The following is a 22,414-nucleotide window of genomic DNA, read 5'->3' as shown; positions in this document are numbered from 1 at the left end:
ACTGAAGTCATGAAAAACCGAATCGCAACGGCCATGCCAGGCGTGACGTCACAGCGTTTTGCATCGGCCTGCTAACCCGCGCTGACACTATCGCGACGCCGAAACGTTGGCTTCTTGATCGCCCCACCGCCACCTCAAGATCAGTGCACACGAAGCTGGCAGTCTTGCAGTGCGGATCAGTAACCCGCACAAACAAGCCTTCAGTTCCCGCCGCACGCTCCTACCCCTGTCAGCAAGTCAGATCGTGTTCGCTATTCCGAACACCATTGCCCATCCTTCAGGCGTTCTGTAACAAGCTTACCGTCGCGGATCGCGAAGCGCCCAATGGCGATGTGTGTTCTGAGTGCGGGGTCGATGGCCTTGAGCAAGGTGTGTTGCATGGCCAGCTTGTCGGGCCGCTGCGCGTGAAGGGTGCGCCCGAGGTATTCGGCGACACGGATCAGATACGGATCTTGCAAGGCATTCAGGTGCGCGGCGCAGGCTTCGGCGACTGCGCCGCAATTAGGCAGCGCGATGCGCAGAAAGAACCAGTGCAGGCAAAGGGCGAAGCCGTTGTGTTTGGAGCGTTCGACGAGGGCCTGGTAATCCTGGGCCCAGTGCGCTTCCGATTCAGGATGAAGCGCGATCTCTTCAGGCACGACGAACAAGTGCTCCAATGCGTTTTCGACCAAATAAATCGACTGGATCTCGGCATCACTCGCCGTGCCAATTGGAAAGAACTTCGGCACTGATTCAACGACGTTTCTTTTCAGGTGAATCAGCTCGTGGGAGAGGATTCGCGGGCTCAGTGCCGCAGGCGCGACCCGGATCGTGATCGCTTGCTGCACGTGATCGATGTCGAGCACCGCTGCGGCATTGGCGAACGCGGGGTTGCATCGCGCGAAGCTCTCATCGATTTCTTGCACCTGCAGCGCAATGCCGGTCTGGCTGCGGATCTGCTGCGGCACATCGCGCAGTGCCGGTGGGATCGATTCAAGGAAGGCGGTGGAGAAGAAGTCCTGCATTGCAGAGGTCGGGCGCACAGGCAGTGAAAGGGGCTGCGTCGCGCAAGCCCGGTCCGCAGCGTGCGACGAGTCTAGCATCGCCGGCCCGGGCGCTTGATGCGTACCCCGCTTACTCGCGCAGCCGCGTAGTGCGGGCCATTGACCCGCGCTCACAAGCCGTACGTCACGAGCGAACGCCCCGTCCTTCCTCCGGTGCTGGTTACGCCAGCGGCTAAGCCGCCCTGCTGATGATTCAGCGGCGCCCCGCCCCTGACTTGACATCAATCACCGCATGCAGCCGGTAGTGCTCGCCCGGGTGCCAGAGTGTCGCGACGGAGGCGACGCCGGCTGTACCGCGGGTTACCCGGTGCATCACCAGGCAGGGCGCGCGGGCGGCGATGCCCAGCATCGCAGCGATGTCGCGCGGCGCGAGCCGTGCTTCGACGGTGAAGCGGGCGCTGGCGAGCGGGGCGACGCGGCTGAGGTAGGCGTTAGGCGTTTCGGCCGCGAAATCCAGTTGCAGATAGTCCGGCGCCAACGCGGCGTTGACCCAGCGGTCTTCGACCTGGATCGGCCTGCCGTCTTCGCAATGCACCAGCACCGAATGGAATAGCGGCGCGCCAAGCGGTAACTCGAAGGCTTCGGCGAGCGCGCCATCGGCCTGCCCGGGTGCGAGGCTGCGCAGCGCTGCAGTGTGGGCATGGCCACGCGCAGCGATGTCCTCGGCGATGTTGCGGATCTCCAGCAGCGGCGCTTCCACCCGCGGCGGCGCCACGAAGGTGCCTGCGCCACGGGTGCGGGTGAGTACGCCTGCATCGGTGAGTTCGCGCAGCGCGCGGTTCACCGTCATCCGCGCAACGCCGAAATCGCGCGCGAGTCCTTCTTCCGGCGGAATCGCCTCGCCCACGCCCCATTCGCCGCCACGGATGCGGGTGAGCAAGTCTTCCTTGATCTGCTGGTAGCGCGGCGATTTGGGTGCTTGGGTCATGTCGTGTCAGTGGAGGCTGAGTTCACCACAAAGGCGCAAAGGGTCGCGAAGGGCCGCGAAGGAAAGTCAATAACGTGAAGAACAAAGGCCCTGCTTCGTGGCCCTTTGTGCTTGGTTTGCCATTGGCTTTCTTTGCGGCCCTTCGTGCCTCCGTGGTGGATCGCGTCATAGATCAATTGTATATACAACTCTTGCGAAGCGGCCAGCGTTGCGCTACAAATGTATAGACAACTTTGCCGCAACGGAGAGTCCCATGCCCGTTCCACCCCCTGATCGCGACCCGCGTATCGCCCCCGGCCGCGTTGTGCGTGCCCCGCGCGGCACTGCACGCAGTTGCCGCAGCTGGCTCACCGAAGCCGCCTTCCGCATGTTGCAGAACAACCTTGACCCGGACGTGGCGGAGAACCCGGAGGCGCTGGTGGTCTACGGCGGCATCGGCCGCGCCGCGCGCGACTGGGAAAGCTTCGACACGATCCTGAAGACGCTGCAGACGCTGGGCGACGACGAGACGCTGCTGGTGCAGTCCGGCAAGCCGGTGGGCGTGTTCCGCACCCATGCGGACGCGCCGCGCGTGCTGATCGCGAACTCGAACCTGGTGCCCAAGTGGGCCACCTGGGAGCACTTCCACGAGCTCGATCGCAAGGGCCTGATGATGTACGGCCAGATGACGGCCGGCAGCTGGATCTACATCGGCACCCAGGGCATCGTGCAAGGCACCTACGAAACCTTCGCTGAGGCGGGCCGCCAGCACTACGGTCAACTGAGCGCCGCTGACGGCAGCGCCAACCCCTGGCGCGGCCGCTGGATCCTTTCCGCCGGGCTCGGCGGCATGGGTGGCGCGCAGCCGCTGGCGGCGAGCTTCGCCGGCGCCACCTCGCTGATGATCGAGTGCCAGCAATCGCGCATCGACTTCCGCCTGCGCACCCGCTACCTCGATGTGCAGGCGCGCGATCTGGACCACGCGCTCGAACTCATCGCCCACCACACCGCGCGCGGCGAAGCCGTATCGATCGGCCTGCTGGGCAACGCTGCCGAACTGCTGCCGGAGATGGTGGAACGCGGCGTGAAGCCCGATCTGGTGACCGACCAGACCTCGGCGCACGACCTGATCCACGGCTACCTGCCGATCGGCTGGAGCCTCGAACAATGGCTCACCGCGCAGCGCGACCCCGGCATGCACGATGCGCTGCGCCGGGCCGCGGCGAAGAGCTGCGCGGTGCATGTGCAAGCGATGCTGGACTTCCAGGCGATGGGGGTGCCGGTGGTCGACTACGGCAACAACATCCGCCAGGTCGCCAAGGATGAGGGCGTCGCGAACGCCTTCGACTTCCCCGGTTTCGTGCCGGCCTACATCCGCCCGCTCTTCTGCGAAGGCAAGGGGCCATTCCGCTGGGTGGCGCTATCGGGCGACCCGGAAGACATCCGCAAGACCGACGCGAAGATCAAAGCACTATTCCCCGATAACCACCATGTACACCGCTGGCTGGACATGGCCGGCGAGCGCATCGCCTTCCAGGGCCTGCCCTCGCGGATCTGCTGGCTCGGCCTGGGCGAACGTCACCTCGCCGGGCTTGCCTTCAACGAGATGGTTGCCCGCGGCGAACTGAAGGCGCCCATCGTGATCGGCCGCGACCACCTCGATACCGGCTCAGTCGCCAGCCCCAACCGCGAAACCGAAGCCATGCGCGACGGCAGCGACGCGGTATCCGACTGGCCACTGCTCAACGCGCTGCTCAACACCGCCGGCGGCGCAACCTGGGTTTCACTTCACCATGGCGGCGGCGTGGGCATGGGCTACTCTCAACATGCGGGGGTCGTGATCGTCGCCGATGGTTCGGACGAGGCCGCACGCCGGCTCGAACGCGTGCTGTGGAACGACCCGGCCAGCGGCGTGATGCGCCATGCCGACGCGGGCTACGAGATCGCGCAGCAGTGCGCGCGTGAGCGCGGCCTGAAGCTGCCGATGCAAGGCTGAAACAGAACCCAATCACCGCAGAGGCGCAGAGACGCGGAGGGCCACAGAGACAGCAGGCTACGCACGCGATAGCGTTTGCCGGGGATGCTCGACCGAGCATGCCCCCGCAGCCGCCTTCCTCTGCGGCCCTCTGCGCCTTCGCGCCTCTGCGGTAATCAAACCACGGCACCCAAAATGACCCAGACAATCACCCTCACCCCCGGCCAACTCACGATGCCGCAAATGCGTGCCGTGTGGGAAGGCAGCGCACAACTGGCACTCGACGCCGCTGCATGGCCGGCCATCCGCGCGTCGTCCAACGCGGTGCAGAAGATCGTTGCCGCCGGTAAACCGGCCTACGGCATCAACACCGGCTTCGGCAAACTCGCCAACACCCACATCGCCGAACACCAGCTTGAACAGTTGCAGACCAACCTGATCCGCTCGCACTCGGTGGGCGTGGGCGCGCTGATGGACGACGGCGTTGTGCGCCTGATCCTCGCGATGAAGATCGCCAGCCTCGCGCGCGGCTTCTCGGGCATCCGCCCGCTGGTGATCGAAACGATGATCGAGGCCTACAACGCCGGCATCCTGCCCTGCATTCCGTCGAAGGGTTCGGTCGGTGCGTCGGGCGACCTTTCGCCGCTCTCGCACATGACGCTTGCGCTGATGGGCGAGGGCCGAGTGCGTGTTGAAGGCATCGAGCGCAACGCGGCCGATGCGCTGGGCGAAGCGGGCATCGCGCCGATCCAGCTCGCGGCGAAGGAAGGTCTCGCGCTGATCAACGGCACGCAAGCTTCCACCGCGCTGACGCTGCAAGGCCTCTTCCTCGCCGAGCGGGTGTTCGCCGCCGCGATTGCGGCCGGTGCGATGTCGGTGGACGCGGCGCGCGGCTCGGACGCGCCCTTCGACGCGCGCATCCACGAGGTACGCGGCCAGCCCGGCCAGATCGCCGTGGCGGCGCGTTACCGCGAACTGCTTGCCGGCTCCGAGATCCGCGCCTCACACCTGGCCAACGACGACCGCGTGCAAGACCCCTACTCGCTGCGCTGCCAGCCGCAGGTGATGGGCGCCTGCCTCGATCTGCTGCGTCAGTCGGTCAGCACGCTCACGATCGAAGCCAACGCGGTGTCCGACAACCCGCTGCTGTTCGAGCACGAGGGGCACTGGTCGGTGCTCTCTGGCGGCAACTTTCATGCGGAGCCGGTGGCCTTTGCGGCGGACACGCTCGCGCTCGCAATCGCCGAGATCGGCGCGCTGTCCGAGCGCCGCATCGCGCTGCTGATCGACGCGTCGCTCTCCGGCCTGCCGGCCTTCCTGATCCCCAACCCCGGCCTGCACTCGGGCTTCATGATCGCGCACGTCACCGCCGCCGCGCTGGCCTCGGAGAACAAGTCGCTCGCCCACCCGGCCAGCGTAGACAGCCTGCCCACCTCGGCGAACCAGGAAGACCATGTGAGCATGGCCACCTTCGCCGGCCGCCGCCTCACCGACATGGCACAGAACACTGCGCACATCGTCGGCATCGAGCTGCTCGCCGCCGCGCAGGGCATCGACTTTCACCGCGCGATGAAAAGCTCGGTGCCGCTCGAAAAAGTGCACGCGCAACTGCGCAGCAAAGTCCCCTTCCATTCCGATGACCGCTACCTCGCGCCGGATCTTGAAGCCGCGCAACGGATGGTGTTGTCGGGCATCTTTGACCACGCAGCACATGGCCTGCTGCCTTCTATCGAGGGCTGATCATGAACACCGAGGGCACACGCCACACCGGCTTTGACGACGCGATCTGGCAGGGCCGCGAAGACACGCACGAAGCCCACTTCAGCCAGCGCTGGCATGAAGCGGTGCAGCCGATGGCCGAGGGCGCACGCGCGGGGGTCGCGCTGCTCGGCTTCGCCTGCGATGCCGGCGTGCGCCGCAACCTCGGCCGCCCCGGCGCCGCAGCCGGCCCGCAAGCGCTGCGCCGCATGCTCGCGAACGTCGCGCTGGCCAACGCCTCGGTGCTGTACGACGCGGGCGACATTCACTGTGATGGCGATGCACTCGAAGCTGCGCAAGCCCGCTACGCCGGCGAGATCGCGAAGCTGATCGAGCTGGGTCATCTGCCGATCGGCTTGGGCGGCGGTCACGAAATCGCCTTCGGCAGTTTCATCGGCCTCGCCACGGCGCTTGCCAAGCAAGGGGGTGAGCCTCCGCGCATCGGCATCCTGAATTTCGATGCGCACTTCGATCTGCGCAGCGCTGAACGAGCGACTTCCGGCACCCCCTTCCGCCAGATCGCCGAACACTGCGCCCTGCACGGCATGCCCTTCGAGTACGCGGCCTACGGCATCTCGCGCTTCGCGAACACGGCCGCGCTGTTCGAGCGTGCAAAGAAACTGGGCGTGCGCTGGCTGCTCGACGAAGAACTCGGCGCCCCCAAACTCGACGCCGCGCTGGCAAGCCTGCGCGGCTTCCTCGCGGGCGTCGATCACCTCTACCTGACGATCTGCCTCGACGTGCTGCCGCCCGAACTTGCACCCGGCGTATCCGCACCCTCTGCGCGTGGCGTGGCGCTGGAGGTGATCGAACCGTTGATCGACGCGGCACTCGCGAGCGGCAAGCTGCGCATCGCCGACATCGCCGAACTGAATCCGCAACTGGATATCGACCAACGCAGCGCGCGCGTTGCCGCGCGCCTGGTCGCCCGCATCGCCGCCGGGGCACACCCGTGACAGGGGCCGATGGGCTGCTGCGGAACGTGAATCTCGCCACATTCGTCGGCGAGGGCTACGGCATCGTTCGCGACGCTGCGATTGCCTGGCAGGCGGGCCGCATTGTGTGGCTTGGCGCCGAGCACGAGCTACCGGAACGCCTGCAAGTGCTGCCGACCACCGACGGCGCTGGCGGCTGGCTGACGCCGGGCCTGGTCGATTGCCACACCCACCTGGTCTACGCCGGCAAGCGCGCCGATGAATTCGAGGCGCGCCTGAACGGCGAGTCCTACGAATCGATTGCGCGGCGTGGCGGCGGCATTGCCGCCACCGTGCGCGCCACCCGCGCCGCGAGCGAAGACGCTCTGCTCGCCGCCAGCCTGCCACGCGTGGATGCGCTGCTCGCCGAAGGCGTCACCACGCTCGAAATCAAATCCGGTTACGGGCTCGACTTGCCGAGCGAACGCAAGATGCTGCGCGTGGCGCGGCGCATTGCCCAAGTGCGCGCGGTGTCGGTGACGACCACCTTCCTCGGTGCCCACGCCCTGCCGCCGGAATTCGCGGGCGATGCGGATGCCTACATCGACCATGTCTGCAGCGAGATGCTGCCCGCGCTCGCGTCCGAAGGCCTGGTCGATGCGGTGGATGCGTTCTGCGAGCGCATCGCCTTTACCCCGGCGCAGACGGCCCGCGTATTCGATACCGCGGCCCGCCTTGGATTGCCGGTGAAGCTGCACGCCGAACAGCTATCGGACCAGGGCGGCGCGGCGCTCGTCGCGCGCTACGGTGGCCGCTCTGCGGATCATCTCGAATGGCTGTCCGACGAAGGCGTCGCGGCGATGAAGGCGGCCGGCACAGTCGCGGTGCTGCTGCCCGGCGCCTTCTACTGCCTGCGCGAAACCAGGCTGCCACCGATCACCGCGCTGCGTGAGGCCGGCGTGCCAATGGCGGTGGCCACCGACGCCAACCCCGGCACCTCGCCGCTCACATCGCTGCTGCTCGCAGCGAACATGGCCAGCACACTGTTCCGCCTCACACCCCAGGAAGCGCTCGCCGGCATCACCCGCGAAGCCGCCCGCGCCCTCGGCCTGCCGGACCGCGGCACACTGGCCGTAGGGCAGCGCGCCGACCTCGCGCTGTGGCGTATCAACAGCCCGGCGGAGCTGGTGTATAAAATCGGCGCCCGTCCGCTTGCGCGCTGCTGGATGGCAGGGCGCGAGCGCATCTAGGGACGGTCTGAATAAGTGAGCGAGAGGGATGCAGCGCAAGGCGCGGCGCGCGCAGCGACCAAGACATATCAAAGGGATAGGCGCGGGAGCGAGCACGCCGCAACGCAGCGATGCGCCGTCGCAGCCACTTATTCAGGCCTTCCCTAGCGCGCGGCATTGCGCTTGACCTCCGGCACACACACCGCCTGATCAGCGCCACGGCATCGCGCGCAAGCGTGCCCACGCATGCGGCGCCCAGCGCAGGGCCGCGAGCGCAAGCAGGAGGCAAAGCAATTCCGTCTCGTGCCATCCGAGCAGGCCTCTGAGCGGGTTGGCGTCGGAAAGCGGCCAGAACGGCCGGATGTCGTCGTGCACCAGCGCGTCGAGCAGGATGTGCGTGAAGGTGCCTAGCAGCGCGCCCACCGCAGCCTGCCGCCAACTGATGCGGACGCGGAACACCCACTCCGCAAGCCGCTTGAAGGGCAGACACAGCAGCGCGATCGCGAGCGCACCCGCCAAGGTGTGGGAGTACCCGTGCAGCGTGGCGGCGCCGCGCAGCATGCCAATGCCGGGTTCGATGTCCATCAGGACCTGAGCGCCCGCGAACATCGCAAGGCTGAGGCGGCGTGGCGCCGCTGCTTTGAGCGCAATGCCGGGGCCAAGGTGGAAAACGGTGAAGGGCATCTGGCGAGATCTCCTTACCCGCGCCGGCGGGCGGCGCCCGCCCTCACTCAGAGGCTGGGCTGCGAACGCGGCATCACATCACACGCCGTGCGTTTTGTCAGCCTCCGCGCGGTATCCGGCTATCCACCTTGATATCGACGCGGCATACTCGCCGCCAAACACTGAACCCGAATCGGAGACAGGGCATGAACCCGGTTGCGAACAAGCGAATCCTGGCCGCTGGCGCGGTATTAGTGGCACTGGCGGCAGCCGCGGGCGGCTGGTGGTGGCAAACGCATAAGCGGGCCGGCGGATCGGGCGGCGTCAGCGAGGCGGTGATCGCCAACACCGGCGGCCCCTTCGCAGCAACCGACTGCCGCGCCCGCATGTTCGAAGACCAGCCAGCGCTGGCGGTGATCTTCTCCGAACCGGTTGACCGCCGCCAGGCGCTGGACAAGCTGCTCCGCGTCACCGATCTGGGGCGTATCGATGGCGCGAGCGAGCAGGGTGAAGAAACCGGCAACGGCGCCAAGCCGCGCGCGGCGGATTCCGCCAAGGCGGGTGAAAAAATCCTGCAGGGCAGCTGGGTGGTGGACGCCAACCCGCGCGTGGTGGTGTTTCCCTACATGCAGCCACAGCGCAACTACCGCATCACGGTGAGCGAAGGGGTGCTGGCCGAAAGCGGCACGAAGCTCGCCAGCGCCAAGCAATGCGACCTGGCCACCGAAGAGATGCCGCCCTCGTACTTCTTTGCCAGCAAGGGCACGGTGCTGCCCGCCAAGCAGAACGGCGGTCTGCCGGTGGTGACGGTGAACGTCACCGAAGTGGATGTGCAGTTCCTGCGTGTTGAGCCGGCCAACCTGCCACGCTTCATCGAACAGGTGATTGCCGGGCGCCGGGCGCCGGCCGCCGATGAGGGCGAAGGCGAGTCGGACGGCGAAGGCGAGCAGGAGTACTACGAGTATGGCTACGAAACGAACAACCGGCTCAAGGGCACCGTGGGCTCATGGCAGCTCGATCGCCTGCGCGAAGTCTCCAAGAGCGTCTACGCCGGCCGCTTCCTCACTGGCGAGAAGCCCAACAAGCGGCAGGTGACCTTCCTGCCGGTGGAAGACGTGAAGGAGTTGCAGGAGCCCGGCGTCTACGTCGCCGTAATGAGCCAGCCAGGCCGCTTCCGCGAGGAGTATCAGGTCACCTACTTCTATGTTTCGGACATCGGGCTCCACGCCCACCGCAACAGCGCGTCGATGGACGTGTTCGCCACCTCGCTGACGAGCGGCAAGGCGATGAGCGACGTAGAGATCGAAGTGCTCGATGCCAACGCGAAGAGTCTGGCCAAGGCCAAGGCGGACGGCGATGGCCGGGTCCAGATCGCGGCCCTGCCTGCCTCGGCCCACCTGCTGCTGGGCCGGCGCGGCAAGGAGTTGTCGCTCGTGGCCTTGCGCGAGCCGGGGCTGGACCTGTCGGAGTTCGACATCGGCGGCCACCTGCCGCGTAACACGAAGCTCTTCGTCTATGCTGGCCGCGATCTTTACCGGCCGGGCGAGAAATTCAACGTGTCGCTGCTGGCGCGCGATGCCGATGGCCGTGCGCTGCCGCCCGCGCCGGTGCAGGCGATTCTCAAGCGCCCGGACGGCCGCGCGGTGTCCACCCAGAGCTGGCGCCCGAACGACAGCCGGCCCGGTTACTTCCAGCAGGCGCTGGTGCTGCCGGCCGATGCCCAGACCGGCCGCTGGATGCTCGAAGTGCGCGCCGACCCGGCCGCCAAGGCCCCCGACGCCGTCTGGGGTTTCCAGGTCGAAGAATTCCTGCCGGAGCGGATGAAACTCGACCTCAAATCCGCCAACGCGCCACTGATGGGGAACGAAGCCTTTGAGGTGACGGTGCAGGGTGACTACCTCTTCGGCGCACCGGCAGCCGGCAACCGCCTGCTGGGCAGCGTGGCGATCGAACGCGAACGCAGCCCCTTCGGCAAAGACTGGAACGGCTTCATCTTCGGCGACTTCGCCGACGACAGCCTCAAGCGCCGCAGCGAACTGGAAGAAACCGCGCTCGACGATAGCGGCGCAGCCCGCATCACGGTGCCAGCGGGCGTCGACGCGGCCAAGTCGCCCGTCACCGTGCGCGCTTCCTTCAGCCTGCTCGAAACAGGCGGCCGCCCGGTGGTGCGTTCGATCTCGCGCACCTGGTGGCCGGCCAAGGCCCTGATCGGCGTGCGCCCGGCCTTCGACCGCGACGTCTCGCGGGAAGAACAGAACGCCGACTTCGAACTGGTCCGCGTCACGCCGTCCGGCACCTTGGCGCCGCTGGCGCAAGCCAAGATCCGCCTGATCCGCGAAGACCGCCAGTACTACTGGCGCTTCGACGACCAGCGCGGCTGGCATTCGGGCTTTACCGAAACCGAAGAGCTGATCGAGTCCGGCGCGGTAGCCCTGAAGCAACGCACCCGCGTCTCGCTGCCGGTGAAATGGGGCCGCTACCGCCTTGAAGTAGAGGACCCTGAGACCGCGCAGACCCTGCGCTACCGCTTCTACGCCGGCTGGAATGCGCAAGACGCCGACGACGTGGGCAACCGCCCGGATCGCGTGCAGATGAAGCTCGAAGGCGTACCCGCCAAGCCGGGCGACAACGTGCGCCTGACACTGACCCCGCCGCACGACGGTGAAGCGCTGGTGGTGGTCGAGGGCGACAAGGTGCTGTGGACCAAGCGCGTCGCGGCATCGACCAGTGGCACCACGGTCAGCATTCCGGTCGACGCGAAGTGGGCGCGACACGACCTGTATGTGTCCGCCGTCGTATTCCGCCCCGGCAGCCAGGGCGACCGCATCACCCCGGCGCGCGCGCTGGGCCTCGCGCACCTGCCGCTGGCGCGCGAAGACCGGCGTCTCAAGGTGCAGGTGAGCGCGCCGGCGAAGGTGCAGCCCGAGCGCATCACAAAGGTGAAGGTCAAGGTGGACGGCGCAGCCGGCAAGCAGGCCATCGTCACCCTCTCGGCCGTCGATGTGGGCATCCTCAACATCACCAGCTACAAGACACCGAACCCCTTCGACTTCTTCTTCGGCAAGCACCGCTACGGCGCCGAACTGCTCGACCTATACGGCAAGCTGATCGAGAAGATGGATGGCACGCACGGCAAGCTCAAGTGGGGGGGCGATTCCGGCGCGCGCGACAGCCAGTCGATGCCGAAGAAGGTCAAGCTCGTCGATCTTTTCAGCGGCCCGGTACAGCTCGATGCCAAGGGAGAAGCCGAGATCCCGCTCGACATTCCCGACTTCAACGGCACGCTGCGCTTGATGGCGGTGGCTTCTACCGCCGAGCGCTACGGCAACAGCGAACGCGAGATGACGGTTGCCGCGCCCATCGTCGCGGAACTGGCAATGCCACGCTTCATCGCGCCGGGCGATCTGGCGACGATCGCACTCGACGTGACCAACCTGTCGGGCGCACCGCAGGACATCACGCTCAAGCTGGAAGCCGCTGATCCGGCGAAGATCAAGGATGGCGAGCGCACGCTCAAGCTGGCCGACAAGCAGCGCAGCACCCTGCGTTTCCAGGCCGAGGCAACGGATGCCTACGGCCTTGCACGCGTGACGCTGCAGTTGAAAACGGGCGGCGCCAAACCGATCGCCATCAAGCGCGAATCGGCGCTGCAGGTGCAACCGCCGGTGCCGATGGAGCGCGTGGTACGCCGCGCACGCATCGAGCCGAACGGCAGCCTCAAGCTCGATCCGACGATGATTGCGCCGTACTTCAAGGCATCGAGCAACGTCAGCGTTACGCTCTCGAACAAGCCGCCACTGAATGTGAAGGCGCTGGTCAAGGGCCTGCTTGACTACCCCTACGGTTGCCTTGAGCAAACCACCAGCGCGGCCTACCCGCATGTCTTCATCGACGAGGCGGGTGCCAAGGCGATGGGGCTGGAGCCGCGCAGCCGCGAGCAGCGCGCCGCCTTCATCGAAGGCGCGATCGGCCGTATCGCCGGCATGCAAGGCGCGCAGGGCGGTTTCACGCTGTGGGGCCAGGGCAACTACGAGCCGTGGCTCACCGCCTACGTGGCCGGCTTCCTGCAGGATTCGCGCGAAGCCGGCTTCACCGTGCCGGCGGAGATGAGCAAGCGCGCGCAAACCTGGATGCTGCAGCAACTGCAGAATGCGCCGAACAACTTCCCCAGCATCCCGGGCACGCTCAAGCCGGACGACAAGGGCTTCTACAAGGCGCAGGACTACGAGCTTCTGCGCAACGGGCATCAGCGCTTCGCAGAGATGGCCCATCTGGCCTACATGCTCGCCCGCGAACAGGCGGCGCCGCTTGCCACGCTGCGCCTGCTGCACGACCAGTACCGCGACCGCGCGCGTTCGCCGCTGCCGCTGGTGCATCTCGCAATCGCGTTGCAGCTCTCGGGCGACCCGGCACGCGCCAAAGTTGCGCTGAACGAAGCGATGGAGCGCCGCTACGGTGTTCAACCGACCGGCTACTACTGGGAATGGCTGGGCGACTACGGCTCGCCTGTGCGCGACCTGGCGCTTTCATACGCGCTGCTGGCGCGGCACAAGATCGCGCATCCGCGCCGCGAGCAGATCCTCTTCGATCTGGCCGACCGGCTCGGCTCACGCGGTGGCTGGGCGTCGACGCAAGAGCGACTGTCGCTGTTCCTCGCCGCGCGTGCGGCGGGCGGCGACGGCAAGCAGGAATGGAGCGCGCAGGTCAAGGACGGCGAGGCCGCCCAAACGCTCACGTCCAAGAGCACCGAAGCGCGTAGTTTCGATGCCGCCGCTTTGGCTCGCGGCGTGCAGATCGAAAGCAAGCATGGCGAGGCCCTGTTCGCCGAGATCGAAGCCAGCGGCTACCCGGTCAAGGCGCCCGAACCCAAGTCCGACGCCATCAAGCTCGTCCGCACCTGGTACGAAGTCGACGGCAAGGAGTGGAAAGGACGCCCGCTCAAGGTGGGCGACATGATGATCGTGCGCGTCACTGCCAGCGCGAAACAGCGGATCGAAGACGGCCTGATCATCGATCACATCCCCGCCGGTTTCGAGGTCGAGAACATGAACCTCTCGCAAGGCCCCTCGGCGCAGGAATTCACCGTCGGCAGCATCAACGTCGGCGAGGCGATGCAGGACGCGCGCATCAAACACCGCGAGTTCCGCGACGACCGCTATGTCGCCGCCGCGCGCATCGAACCGGGTGAGCTGAACGTGTTCTACATGGTCCGCGTTGTCACCCCCGGCCGCTACATCGTCCCCGCACCTTTCGCGGAAGACATGTACCGGCCGGAACTGCGCGGCATCGGCCCGGCCTCGGCGCCGATCACGATCGTTGATCCGCGCTTGCCGCAGGATAAGTGACAGTAAGGATCGCGTATGGAGGTGTTTGCATGACGCAGATCGGTGAAGGCGTTGCAGTTGGCCTGGTGATCGACGAACCCGGCGACAAGAAGTGCATCTTCTGCGGCGAGAATCATCAAAAGAAAGAGCAGGACTCACTTCCTCCTGAGACGTTTAGCCGCAATGACGAAGCGCTTACTCAGGCGGGGCGCAGTTACATAAAGAGCGACGCCGATCGATCCTGTTATTACCCGAAAGATGCTTCGGGAGCATGGGTGAGCCCGTTGGAGCCGCCGGTCTGGGACGATCAAACCATTTTCACGACTTATCTCAAGGGCGGCAAGACAAGTGCGCGCGCCGAGAAGTACCAGCCGCCGCCGATCAAAGGTTGGATCGCAGCCCCCCACCATATGGTTGCGGTGTGCTGCATCAACGGTACAAACAAATTGCCGCGAAAACCAAGGGTGAATCCGTGGGCGAAGAAGGGCGCCTATGACATCAATGGCGGCGGCAATTGCATCTTCTTGCCCAGTTCGGCAAGCCAGTTCTTCGTGGCGTACTACCTGGCTCGATCACGCGGCACTGGACGCCCTTTGCAGGGACATCTTGGTGCGCACAGGAAGATCTATTTCGAAACCGTCTGGGCGCTGCTTGAACGGACAGTACGGCTGCTCAAGGCAGAGGGGTTCTGCGACAAAACAGAGGAACCTGCCGACAAAGATGCGATCGCGAGGTCGGTGGTCGAGGAGATGCACGTGATTGAGGGAACGCTGTTCAGAAAGCTCGCTGCACGCCAGCCCGAAGATGCTTTCCGTCTGGGCGCCGAGAGTTACATTGAAATTCCGCCTGACGAAGTCGATATCAACGTAGCGCGTTCGCAGATCACACCCTTTTTGCAAGGCGCCTACGAAACCCTGCCGGAGTGGTATTGATCATGCACTACCTGCTCCGTTCTGCTCGCGAAACCTATCCGTCCGTCGAACTCCGAAGTGCCTTGGCACAACTCGACTGGGTGAGCGGGACGCGTTTTTCGCAACCGATCCCGGCACTGGAATTCGAACTCGAGGTGCCGCATGGATTCTCTTGGCCCGACTATCTGCGGCCCAACTCCGCCATTCCGCTCTTTTCCGGACCGATGTGCAATGTATTGCAAAGCGCAGGCGTTTCGAACATTGATTACTACCCTGCACGAGTAACAAATACCGCAACTGGCGAGACAAGGGAGTACCGCGCCGCAAACATCATCGGCATCGTGGCGGCGATGGACAGGGTTCAATCGGTGTTTGAGCCCGCGCGGCGGCACCCCGTGATGGTGCGCTCGATCGATCGTCTCGTCATTGACGAAACCCGTTGCCATGGTTTGCGTATGTTCCGGCTGGCTGAATACGACTTGCTTGTACTGGTGGACGCACAAGTAGCGGCTATGTTGGACTCAGCCAGTCTGACGGGGATACGAATTGAGAAGCCCTCCGATTGGGATGGTTTTGCCGACTAACCGAACGGCCCCCGCGACACAGCGCTTCCTTGGAAAGTGGGCGGGGGACTCGGTTGGAAAGAGCCTTCCGACGTTGAAAATCCAGAAAACAATATGCACGCGGTTCGCGCACATCTCGCAGTTGGATTGACGGGCCTCGCCCTGAAGGGCGGGTCCGCCGCAGGCACATCCGCGCGGCACAAACGTTTGCTAAATGGTGGCCCCGTAAATTTCGGGGTACGTCTGCAGCTAATCCGCACTACGACTGCCGGAACGCCTCGGGAGAGCCCGTGCAGGACAAAGCCCAGTTCAATGGTGAAGTGAAACACTGGAAGACGGGCTGCGCATTACTCGCCAGTCGCCGTCTGCCGCTGGCGATGAACGATTCAACGCAGAGCGCGATGTTTCACCGTTGCGAGAATCGCACTTTGCTGAAATCAGCATGCCCCAGTCCGTTGGCCGCCACATAGCGAATCATGCCCCGGCAAAGTCGGGCTTGGTTCAGATCAGCACACGCGGACGCACTCAAGTCGCCATCAAGGCCATCGCATCTCGCTCGCGAGATCCCTGCGGCGCAGGAGAAATGCAAGACACCGCAAATTGGATTCCATCAAACGAAAACAAGAGATCGATATGAAAAAGGCAATTCTGTTGGGCGCAATTAGCTTGGCACTGGCTGCTTGCGGCGGCGACGACTCGACTGAGACCGTCGAACTGAAAGTACAACACAACCGGGCGCTGTTGACGGGATGGGGCGGGGGGACTGGCGTGTGGTATCCAGTGTCCGATCGCTATTCGGTACCGGCCGGGTTCACGCACCAATGGGGGCACAACTATGTCATCCGGGCGGCTGTGACCAACCTCAAGAACCCGCCTGCGGATCACCCCGGTTACGAAGTGAAATTCCTCTCGGTGATGTCAGACACACTCGCGGCGCCCGATAGCGTCTTCGAGACCTGGGTTGGCAATGCCTACTTCAGCGACGGCATCGCGCTGAACGGCAATGGCGGAGGGTCACTGAGCGATGGCACGCCCTTCGTCTGCGAAACGGCCAAGGCGTGCGAAGACCTGGCCGCAGCAAGAGTCGCCGCAGCCACCAGCGGCTCGGTGCATGCAACATTCGGGTACTCGGCAGGGACCTCGCTACCCTTGGTGCTTAAAGCCGCGCGCCTGCAGTCATAGGCAGGCCGGCGTGGCGCGGGCATCAATAATCATCGCTTCGCAGTGATCAATACAAGGGGCCGTTTGGTCCCTTGCGTCATCTCCTGCGCATCAGGGCAGTGCTTGGGGCCGATCAGGGAGAAGGCAGAAGCCCGTCGCCATCGCTTGCCAACGCGGACCGAAGCGTCCCTGATGTCATGCGCCTGACATCCTCGGTTAACCGCGGTGACATGGCGGCTCGATAGCCTCGCTGGGCCCCGCCGTTGTGGCGTGGCGATTCCGCCTGAACGAGGACACTCCATGCGTCACACTGCCCTGTATTGCCTTGCCGCTGCCTTGCTGGCGGTTGGTCCCACGCTTGCCCATGCCGACGATGGTCGCGGCCGCGACAGCAGCCCGAGCGTCGGGTCAATCCAGCTCGGTCCGCGCCCCTTCTTCCTGGTCGACGAAATGACCAACAGTCCGCTCAAGCAAAGGCTGCAATGGTGCGCACAGCGGATCAACCAGTACCGCCCGAGCGAGTTCTCGATCGGCCACCGCGGGGCGGCGATGCAGTTCCCCGAGCACACGCGCGAGTCCTACATTGCGGCGGCGCGCAGCGGCGCGGGCATTGTCGAGTGTGATGTGACCTTCACGAAGGACAAGGAGCTGGTCTGCCGGCACGCGCAGAACGATCTGCACACCACCACCAACATCCTGGTTACGCCGCTTGCGGCCAAGTGCACGAAACCGTTTGTACCGGCGAGCTTTGATGCCGCAGGCAATATGACGGCACCAGCAAGCGCCGAGTGCCGCACCAGCGACATCACGCTGGCAGAGTTCAAGACCCTGCGCGGCAAGATGGATGCTTCCAACCCGCGCGCCAGAACGGCCGCCGAGTTCCTTGGCGGGACGGCCAACTGGCGTACCGATCTGTACGCTGGGCCCACCAGCGGCACGCTGATGACGCACAAGGAAAGCATCGCGCTGTTCAAGCAGCTTGGCGTGAAGATGACGCCGGAGCTCAAGTCGCCGTCGGTCACGATGCCCTTCGACGGCTTCACGCAGCAGGCCTACGCGCAGAAGATGATCGACGAGTACAAAGCAGCCGGTGTGCCGGCACGCCATGTGTGGCCGCAGTCCTTCGACAAGAACGACGTGCTGTACTGGGTGAACCACGAACCGGCGTTCGGGCGACAAGCGGTTTACCTCGACGATGCCAACACCGTGGCGGATCTGCCGAGCGCAGCGGAGCTGGTGACCTATAAGGCGCAGGGGATCAACATCTGGGCGCCGCCGACCTTCGCGCTGCTCGCGCTCGATAGCCGTGGGCAGATCGTGGCTTCGGAAGCGGCGCGCAACGCCAAGGCCGCGGGCCTCGGGATCATCACCTGGACGCTAGAACGCAGCGGCATCCTGGCCGATGGCAACAACGGCTTCTACTACCAGAGCATCGACCCGGCGATCACGCGTGAAGGCGACGTGATGCGGGTGCTCGATGTGCTTGCGCGCGATGTCGGCGTGCAAGGCGTCTTCTCCGACTGGCCTGCCACGGTCAGCTTCTACGCCAACTGCATGGGCATGCGCTGACCCCGCGCCGGGCCATCCTTACGCAGTGGCCCGGTCGCTGCAAACCCGTTTGAGGGATCCGCCTGCCGGAAAGTAATCGGATTTGATCCGGCGCGACCTGCCACGCGGGGTTTGCGCCGACAATTTGCGCCCCAAGCCACCACGGGGCGCCCCTCATGTCGCGACTTTCATTTTCATCTGCCCTCATCGCCATGTTGCTGGCCAGCGCTTGCGGCGGGGGCGGCGGCAGTGGCGAACCGCTGGCGCCGGCCAACTGCGACTACACCCAGTGCGCATCGCTTTCGGGCCACAGCTATGTGGTCTACGAACCGGCGGCGCTGCCGGCAAACGCCCCGATGCTGCTGCTCCTGCATGGCGCAAACACCGGCCTGAGCTACACCGAATCGATGTGGCAGGGCCGCGCATTCGCCGATCGCTACGGCTATCGCCTGGTGATCCCGCAGGGCAAGGGCGATGTGTGGAACTACGGCAGCGATGTGCAGTTCGTTGCCGATCTGATCGACACGGTGCAGCGCGAGCGCGGCACCTCGGCGGCGGTGTTCATCGCGGGTTGGTCGAACGGTTCCGCGCTGTCGCAGATCTTCGCCTGCGACCATGCCGGCAAGATCGCCGGTGTCGTCTCGCTCGCCGGGCCGCTGCTCAGCAGCCATGCCTGTCAGCCGACCCGGCCGGTGGCGGTGGCGCTGATGGCGGGCAGCAACGATTCGGTGGTACCGGTTAGCACCGGCGCGTTCGGCAGCATGGGCATGAGCGAGGCCTTCGCCGTGTGGGAGCGGCTGATGGCGTGCAGCGGCCCGCGCGAAATCGTGTCCGACAACACACTGATGCCCGGCAGCCGTTCGACGACAACGCGCGCCGGCGCTTGCGCCGCCCCGGTTCAGCAGACCCTGATGGATGGCGCCGGCCATGCGCCGAATTGGGTCCATGCCGTGCTGCACGAGCGCCTGCAAGACTTCTTCCTGCGGGCACAGGCGCGCTAGGTCTGGGATCTGCGCGCCCCCGCCACCTGTGCCACATAGGTACGCTCAGCGCACTAAATTTGCGATTCCGCATGGTGCGCCGCACCAGTGATGTGCGGCCGCTGCGGAGCTGCCGTGTGCCCGAAATGGCTCACGCGAGCCGCGCGTGGGCCGGGGCGATCTTTGGAGATCCGCTCCAATAAAGGCCCCTGCGTGAAATGCACCATGAAGCCCTGTCCCACCACATGGCAGTGGCATGGATGTTGCGTTGCATCGTGAGCCCCACCGGCCCCAATACACGGAGAGAGCTCATGAAACTCAAGTCGATCTGCGTCGCAGCCGCCATAGCCTGCGCAACCACTGGCGCCCACGCCGCTTCGTTTGGCGAATTGTCGGCACCGGCGGAGTCTTTTGTCGGTCTCTACACAAAGCCATTATTCGCTGATTCGATCAGCTTTTCGCTCGCAGCGCCAAGTACCGTTTACATTGACCCCGATATCGTCGGCGGCGCTGGCGGATTTGGCCTTTTCTCGGGCACGACGCTGATCGGCTCTCTGTATTCATTGGAAAGCTCGACCGTCAGCTTCAGCGGCCTATCCACCGGCGACTACAAGCTCGGTTTCTTTGGCTTTGGGGGAGGCGTCACGGCAGTAAGTTTCGCCGCCAACGCGATCGCCGCACCGGTTCCCGAACCCGAAACCTACGCCATGCTGCTGGCGGGCTTGGGCATGATTGGTGCCATCGCGCGCCGTCGCCGCGTCTGACCCCGCAAGCCTGCTCGGGCCGGCTTTACCGGGCCTGAGCAGCGCCCACGCAGAAGGGCACGCGCCATCAATGGCGTGTGCCCTTCGTGCTTTGGGGGCCACTCAAGGCTGTGCATCACGCGCCTGTTCTGCCGGCGATTCACAAGTGCGACACAATCACGCCTGAATCCACGCCTTGGCACGAACAAACAGCGCATGAACCGCCTTGTCCAGCGGCCTTTTCCGCACGCACTCACCCCCTTTGGGCTCAAGCATCCCGCGATGCATTTCGCGCCATGCGCCTGATGCCGCGCCTGCGCTCAGCACTGCAGATCCGGCTGCGGCGCCGACATGTCGCCCTCGCGTGCCTCGCCGCCGTGCTGCTTGCTTTGCTGGCGCTTGACCGCGTTTTCCCCCTGCCCTTGCCAGCCGGTGAGGCGGGCCTGATCGTCGCCGCCGCAGATGGCACGCCGCTGCGTACCTGGCCGTCGGTCGATGGCGTGTGGCGCTACCCGGTCAGGGCGGATCAGGTGTCGCCGCGCTACCTCGAAGCAGTGCTCAACTATGAAGACCGCTGGTTCCGCTGGCACCCCGGCGTGAATCCTTTTGCCATGCTGCGCGCAGCATGGCAGTGGCTGTGGAACGGCCGCATCGTCTCGGGCGGCTCCACGCTCACCATGCAGGTCGCGCGCATGCTCGATCCGCCACCGCGCAGCGTGCCGGGCAAGCTGCGCCAGATCGCGCGCGCGCTGCAGCTTGAAGCCCACTTTTCGAAGGACGAGATCCTCACCCTCTACCTGAACCATGCGCCGATGGGCGGCATTGTCGAAGGCGTCGAGATGGCCAGCCGCGTCTACCTCGGCAAACCGTCAAAGCACCTCAGCCATGCCGAAGCCGCGCTGCTCGCTGCGCTGCCGCAAGCCCCGTCGCGCCTGCGGCCGGATCGGGCACCGGCGCGGGCGCAAGCCGCGCGCGACAAGGTGCTCGAACGCATGGCGGCGTTTGGCGTGTGGTCACCTGCGCTTGTGGCCGATGCGAAGGTGGAACGGGTGGGCGCTCAGCCGATCCGCGCTCACTGGCTCGCCCCCCTCGCGGCCGAACGCCTGCGCAGCGAAGCACGCGCCCCGGCCGGTGGCCCGCGCACCGAGGGCGCCTTGCAGGTAGTGCGCTCCACGCTGGAGCCGGAAGTACAAAGCACGCTGGAACGGATGCTGCTCGACCGCGTCGACCAATTGCCGCCCAAGGTGTCGATGGCTGCCCTGGTGATGGACAACGCCAGCCTTGCGCTGCTGGGCTACGCAGGCTCCGCCGATTTTTCCGATCGCGCGCGCTTCGCGCATGTCGACATGGTGCGCGGCATCCGCTCGCCCGGTTCCACACTCAAACCCTTCCTCTACGCAATTGCGCTCGACGAAGGCCTGATCCATTCCGAGAGCCTGCTCAGCGATGCGCCGCAGGCCTTCGCCGGGTACGAACCCGGCAACTTCCAGGCCGCCTTCTCCGGCCCGGTCAGCGTGGCCGATGCACTGACCCGTTCGCTCAACGTGCCGGCCGTCGATCTGCTAGACCGCGTAGGCCCGCAGCGATTCGCGGCACGCCTGCGCGCGGGCGGATTGCGCCTGCGGATGGCCAAGGGCGCCACGCCAAACCTGTCGCTGATCCTCGGCGGTGCAGGTACCTCGCTCGAAGAGCTGGTCGGCGCCTACCGCGCACTGGCCGCCGGCGGGCTGGCGGGTCAGCCGCGCCTGAGCCCCGACGCACCGCGCATCGAAAACCGCATCATGAGCGAAGGGGCCGCCTTCATCGTGCGCGACATCCTCGAAACCGGCGGACACCCCGATCGCCCCTTCATCGAATCGGGCGCCCGGCGCGTGGCCTGGAAAACCGGCACCAGCTTCGGTTTCCGCGATGCCTGGGCGGTCGGCGTAACCGATCGCCACACCATCGGGGTCTGGATCGGTCGGCCGGACGGCACCCCCAACCCGGGTTTCTTCGGCGCCAACATCGCCGCCCCCTTGCTCAAGGACATCGTCGCCGCCCTGCCCGGTTCCGTCGCCGCCACGCCGCGCAAGCCCCCGGCCAGCGTCAGTGCAGTAGAAATCTGCTGGCCGCTGGGCCGCGCGCTGGCCGACACCGAAGCCGCGCACTGCCACCAGCAACGTAGCGCCTGGGCGCTGAACGGCGCGGCCCCGCCGACCTTGCCTGATCGGGTACGCCCCGGCGGGCAGCTCGATACGGTGTGGATCGACCCGGACTCCGGCTTGCGCAGCACCCCGGCCTGCCGCACAGATGCGCTGCCGCGCCGTGTCGCACGCTGGCCCACGCACCTCGAACCTTTCCTCGGCCCTGCGCTGCGGGAAAAGGTCGGCATCCCCGCCTGGTCACCGCGCTGCGCACAGGGCGGAGGCGACGCCGGCAGCCTGCGCATCACCGGCATCACGCCGGGGACGGTCTTGCGCCCCACGCCCGGCCGCAGCTCGGCGCGCGTAAGCGTTCAACTGCTGGGCGCCAGTGGCAAGGTGTGGTGGTTGCTTGACGGCCGGCTCTTGCGCAGCGCGCCCGCAAACATCGAGCAGGTGGTCGAAGTGGTGAGTGCCGGCGCGCACACGCTCAGCGTGCTTGATGCGGGTGGTCGCTACGCGGTGGTGGATTTCGGCATGAGTATTCCAGGCCAGCCCTGAGGTCAGCCCCCCGC

General features: G+C 65.7%; 15 protein-coding genes. 12 read left to right on the top strand and 3 right to left on the bottom strand.

Features of this window, described 5'->3' with window-relative positions:
• Positions 1–251: 251 nt before the first annotated feature.
• Entirely contained in the window at positions 252–1,004 is a 753-nt protein-coding gene (locus tag OPU71_RS19520) for a hypothetical protein (RefSeq protein WP_267729746.1), read from the bottom strand.
• A gap of 232 nt (positions 1,005–1,236) precedes the next feature.
• On the bottom strand, positions 1,237–1,971 hold the full coding sequence (hutC, locus tag OPU71_RS19515) for a histidine utilization repressor (protein WP_267729745.1): 735 nt from the start codon (positions 1,969–1,971) through the stop codon (positions 1,237–1,239).
• 253 nt (positions 1,972–2,224) lie between these two features.
• Between hutC and hutU the strand changes: the two genes are divergently transcribed.
• The 4 genes from hutU (at position 2,225) to hutI (ending at position 7,847) form a co-directional block, all read left to right on the top strand.
• The gene (hutU, locus tag OPU71_RS19510) at positions 2,225–3,946 is read left to right on the top strand and encodes a urocanate hydratase (protein ID WP_267729744.1); all 1,722 of its coding nucleotides are present in this window, start codon (positions 2,225–2,227) and stop codon (positions 3,944–3,946) included.
• Positions 3,947–4,120: 174 nt separating this feature from the next.
• Positions 4,121–5,665 (top strand): histidine ammonia-lyase, encoded by a 1,545-nt coding sequence (hutH, locus tag OPU71_RS19505; protein WP_267729743.1) that lies wholly within the window; start codon positions 4,121–4,123, stop codon positions 5,663–5,665.
• Positions 5,666–5,667: 2 nt separating this feature from the next.
• Positions 5,668–6,639 (top strand): formimidoylglutamase, encoded by a 972-nt coding sequence (hutG, locus tag OPU71_RS19500; protein WP_267729742.1) that lies wholly within the window; start codon positions 5,668–5,670, stop codon positions 6,637–6,639.
• A gap of 26 nt (positions 6,640–6,665) precedes the next feature.
• Positions 6,666–7,847, top strand: coding sequence for an imidazolonepropionase (gene hutI / locus OPU71_RS19495; RefSeq protein WP_267729741.1), 1,182 nt, complete (start codon positions 6,666–6,668; stop codon positions 7,845–7,847).
• A 189-nt stretch (positions 7,848–8,036) separates the two neighbouring features.
• Here the strand turns inward: hutI and OPU71_RS19490 are convergent, their stop codons facing one another.
• Positions 8,037–8,510, bottom strand: a complete 474-nt coding sequence (locus tag OPU71_RS19490; RefSeq protein WP_267729740.1) for a metal-dependent hydrolase — start codon at positions 8,508–8,510, stop codon at positions 8,037–8,039.
• A 185-nt stretch (positions 8,511–8,695) separates the two neighbouring features.
• On the opposite strand from OPU71_RS19490, the gene OPU71_RS19485 reads away from it, so the two are divergent.
• The 8 genes from OPU71_RS19485 to pbpC all read left to right on the top strand — a co-directional run bounded on the left by OPU71_RS19485 (position 8,696) and on the right by pbpC (position 22,400).
• The gene (locus OPU71_RS19485; RefSeq protein WP_267729739.1) at positions 8,696–13,834 is read left to right on the top strand and encodes an alpha-2-macroglobulin family protein; all 5,139 of its coding nucleotides are present in this window, start codon (positions 8,696–8,698) and stop codon (positions 13,832–13,834) included.
• Positions 13,835–13,863: 29 nt separating this feature from the next.
• Positions 13,864–14,745 (top strand): AHH domain-containing protein, encoded by an 882-nt coding sequence (locus tag OPU71_RS19480; protein WP_267729738.1) that lies wholly within the window; start codon positions 13,864–13,866, stop codon positions 14,743–14,745.
• A 2-nt stretch (positions 14,746–14,747) separates the two neighbouring features.
• Entirely contained in the window at positions 14,748–15,308 is a 561-nt protein-coding gene (locus OPU71_RS19475; protein ID WP_267729737.1) for an imm11 family protein, read from the top strand.
• Positions 15,309–15,887: 579 nt separating this feature from the next.
• Positions 15,888–16,469: a DUF4377 domain-containing protein gene (locus OPU71_RS19470; RefSeq protein ID WP_267729736.1), complete on the top strand. Its 582-nt coding sequence runs from the start codon at positions 15,888–15,890 to the stop codon at positions 16,467–16,469.
• 279 nt (positions 16,470–16,748) lie between these two features.
• The gene (locus tag OPU71_RS19465; RefSeq protein ID WP_267729735.1) at positions 16,749–18,017 is read left to right on the top strand and encodes a glycerophosphodiester phosphodiesterase family protein; all 1,269 of its coding nucleotides are present in this window, start codon (positions 16,749–16,751) and stop codon (positions 18,015–18,017) included.
• Between the two features lie 155 nt (positions 18,018–18,172).
• Positions 18,173–18,997: an alpha/beta hydrolase family esterase gene (locus OPU71_RS19460; RefSeq protein WP_267729734.1), complete on the top strand. Its 825-nt coding sequence runs from the start codon at positions 18,173–18,175 to the stop codon at positions 18,995–18,997.
• 290 nt (positions 18,998–19,287) lie between these two features.
• Positions 19,288–19,740, top strand: a complete 453-nt coding sequence (locus OPU71_RS19455; protein WP_267729733.1) for an FxDxF family PEP-CTERM protein — start codon at positions 19,288–19,290, stop codon at positions 19,738–19,740.
• A gap of 275 nt (positions 19,741–20,015) precedes the next feature.
• The gene (pbpC, locus tag OPU71_RS19450; RefSeq protein WP_267729732.1) at positions 20,016–22,400 is read left to right on the top strand and encodes a penicillin-binding protein 1C; all 2,385 of its coding nucleotides are present in this window, start codon (positions 20,016–20,018) and stop codon (positions 22,398–22,400) included.
• Positions 22,401–22,414 lie beyond the last annotated feature (14 nt).

This window comes from Niveibacterium sp. 24ML (assembly GCF_026586805.1).
In the GTDB taxonomy this organism is placed as follows: Bacteria; Pseudomonadota; Gammaproteobacteria; order Burkholderiales; family Rhodocyclaceae; genus Niveibacterium.
Note: the sequence above shows the minus strand (reverse complement) of the source record. Positions and strands in the feature narration are given on the sequence as shown.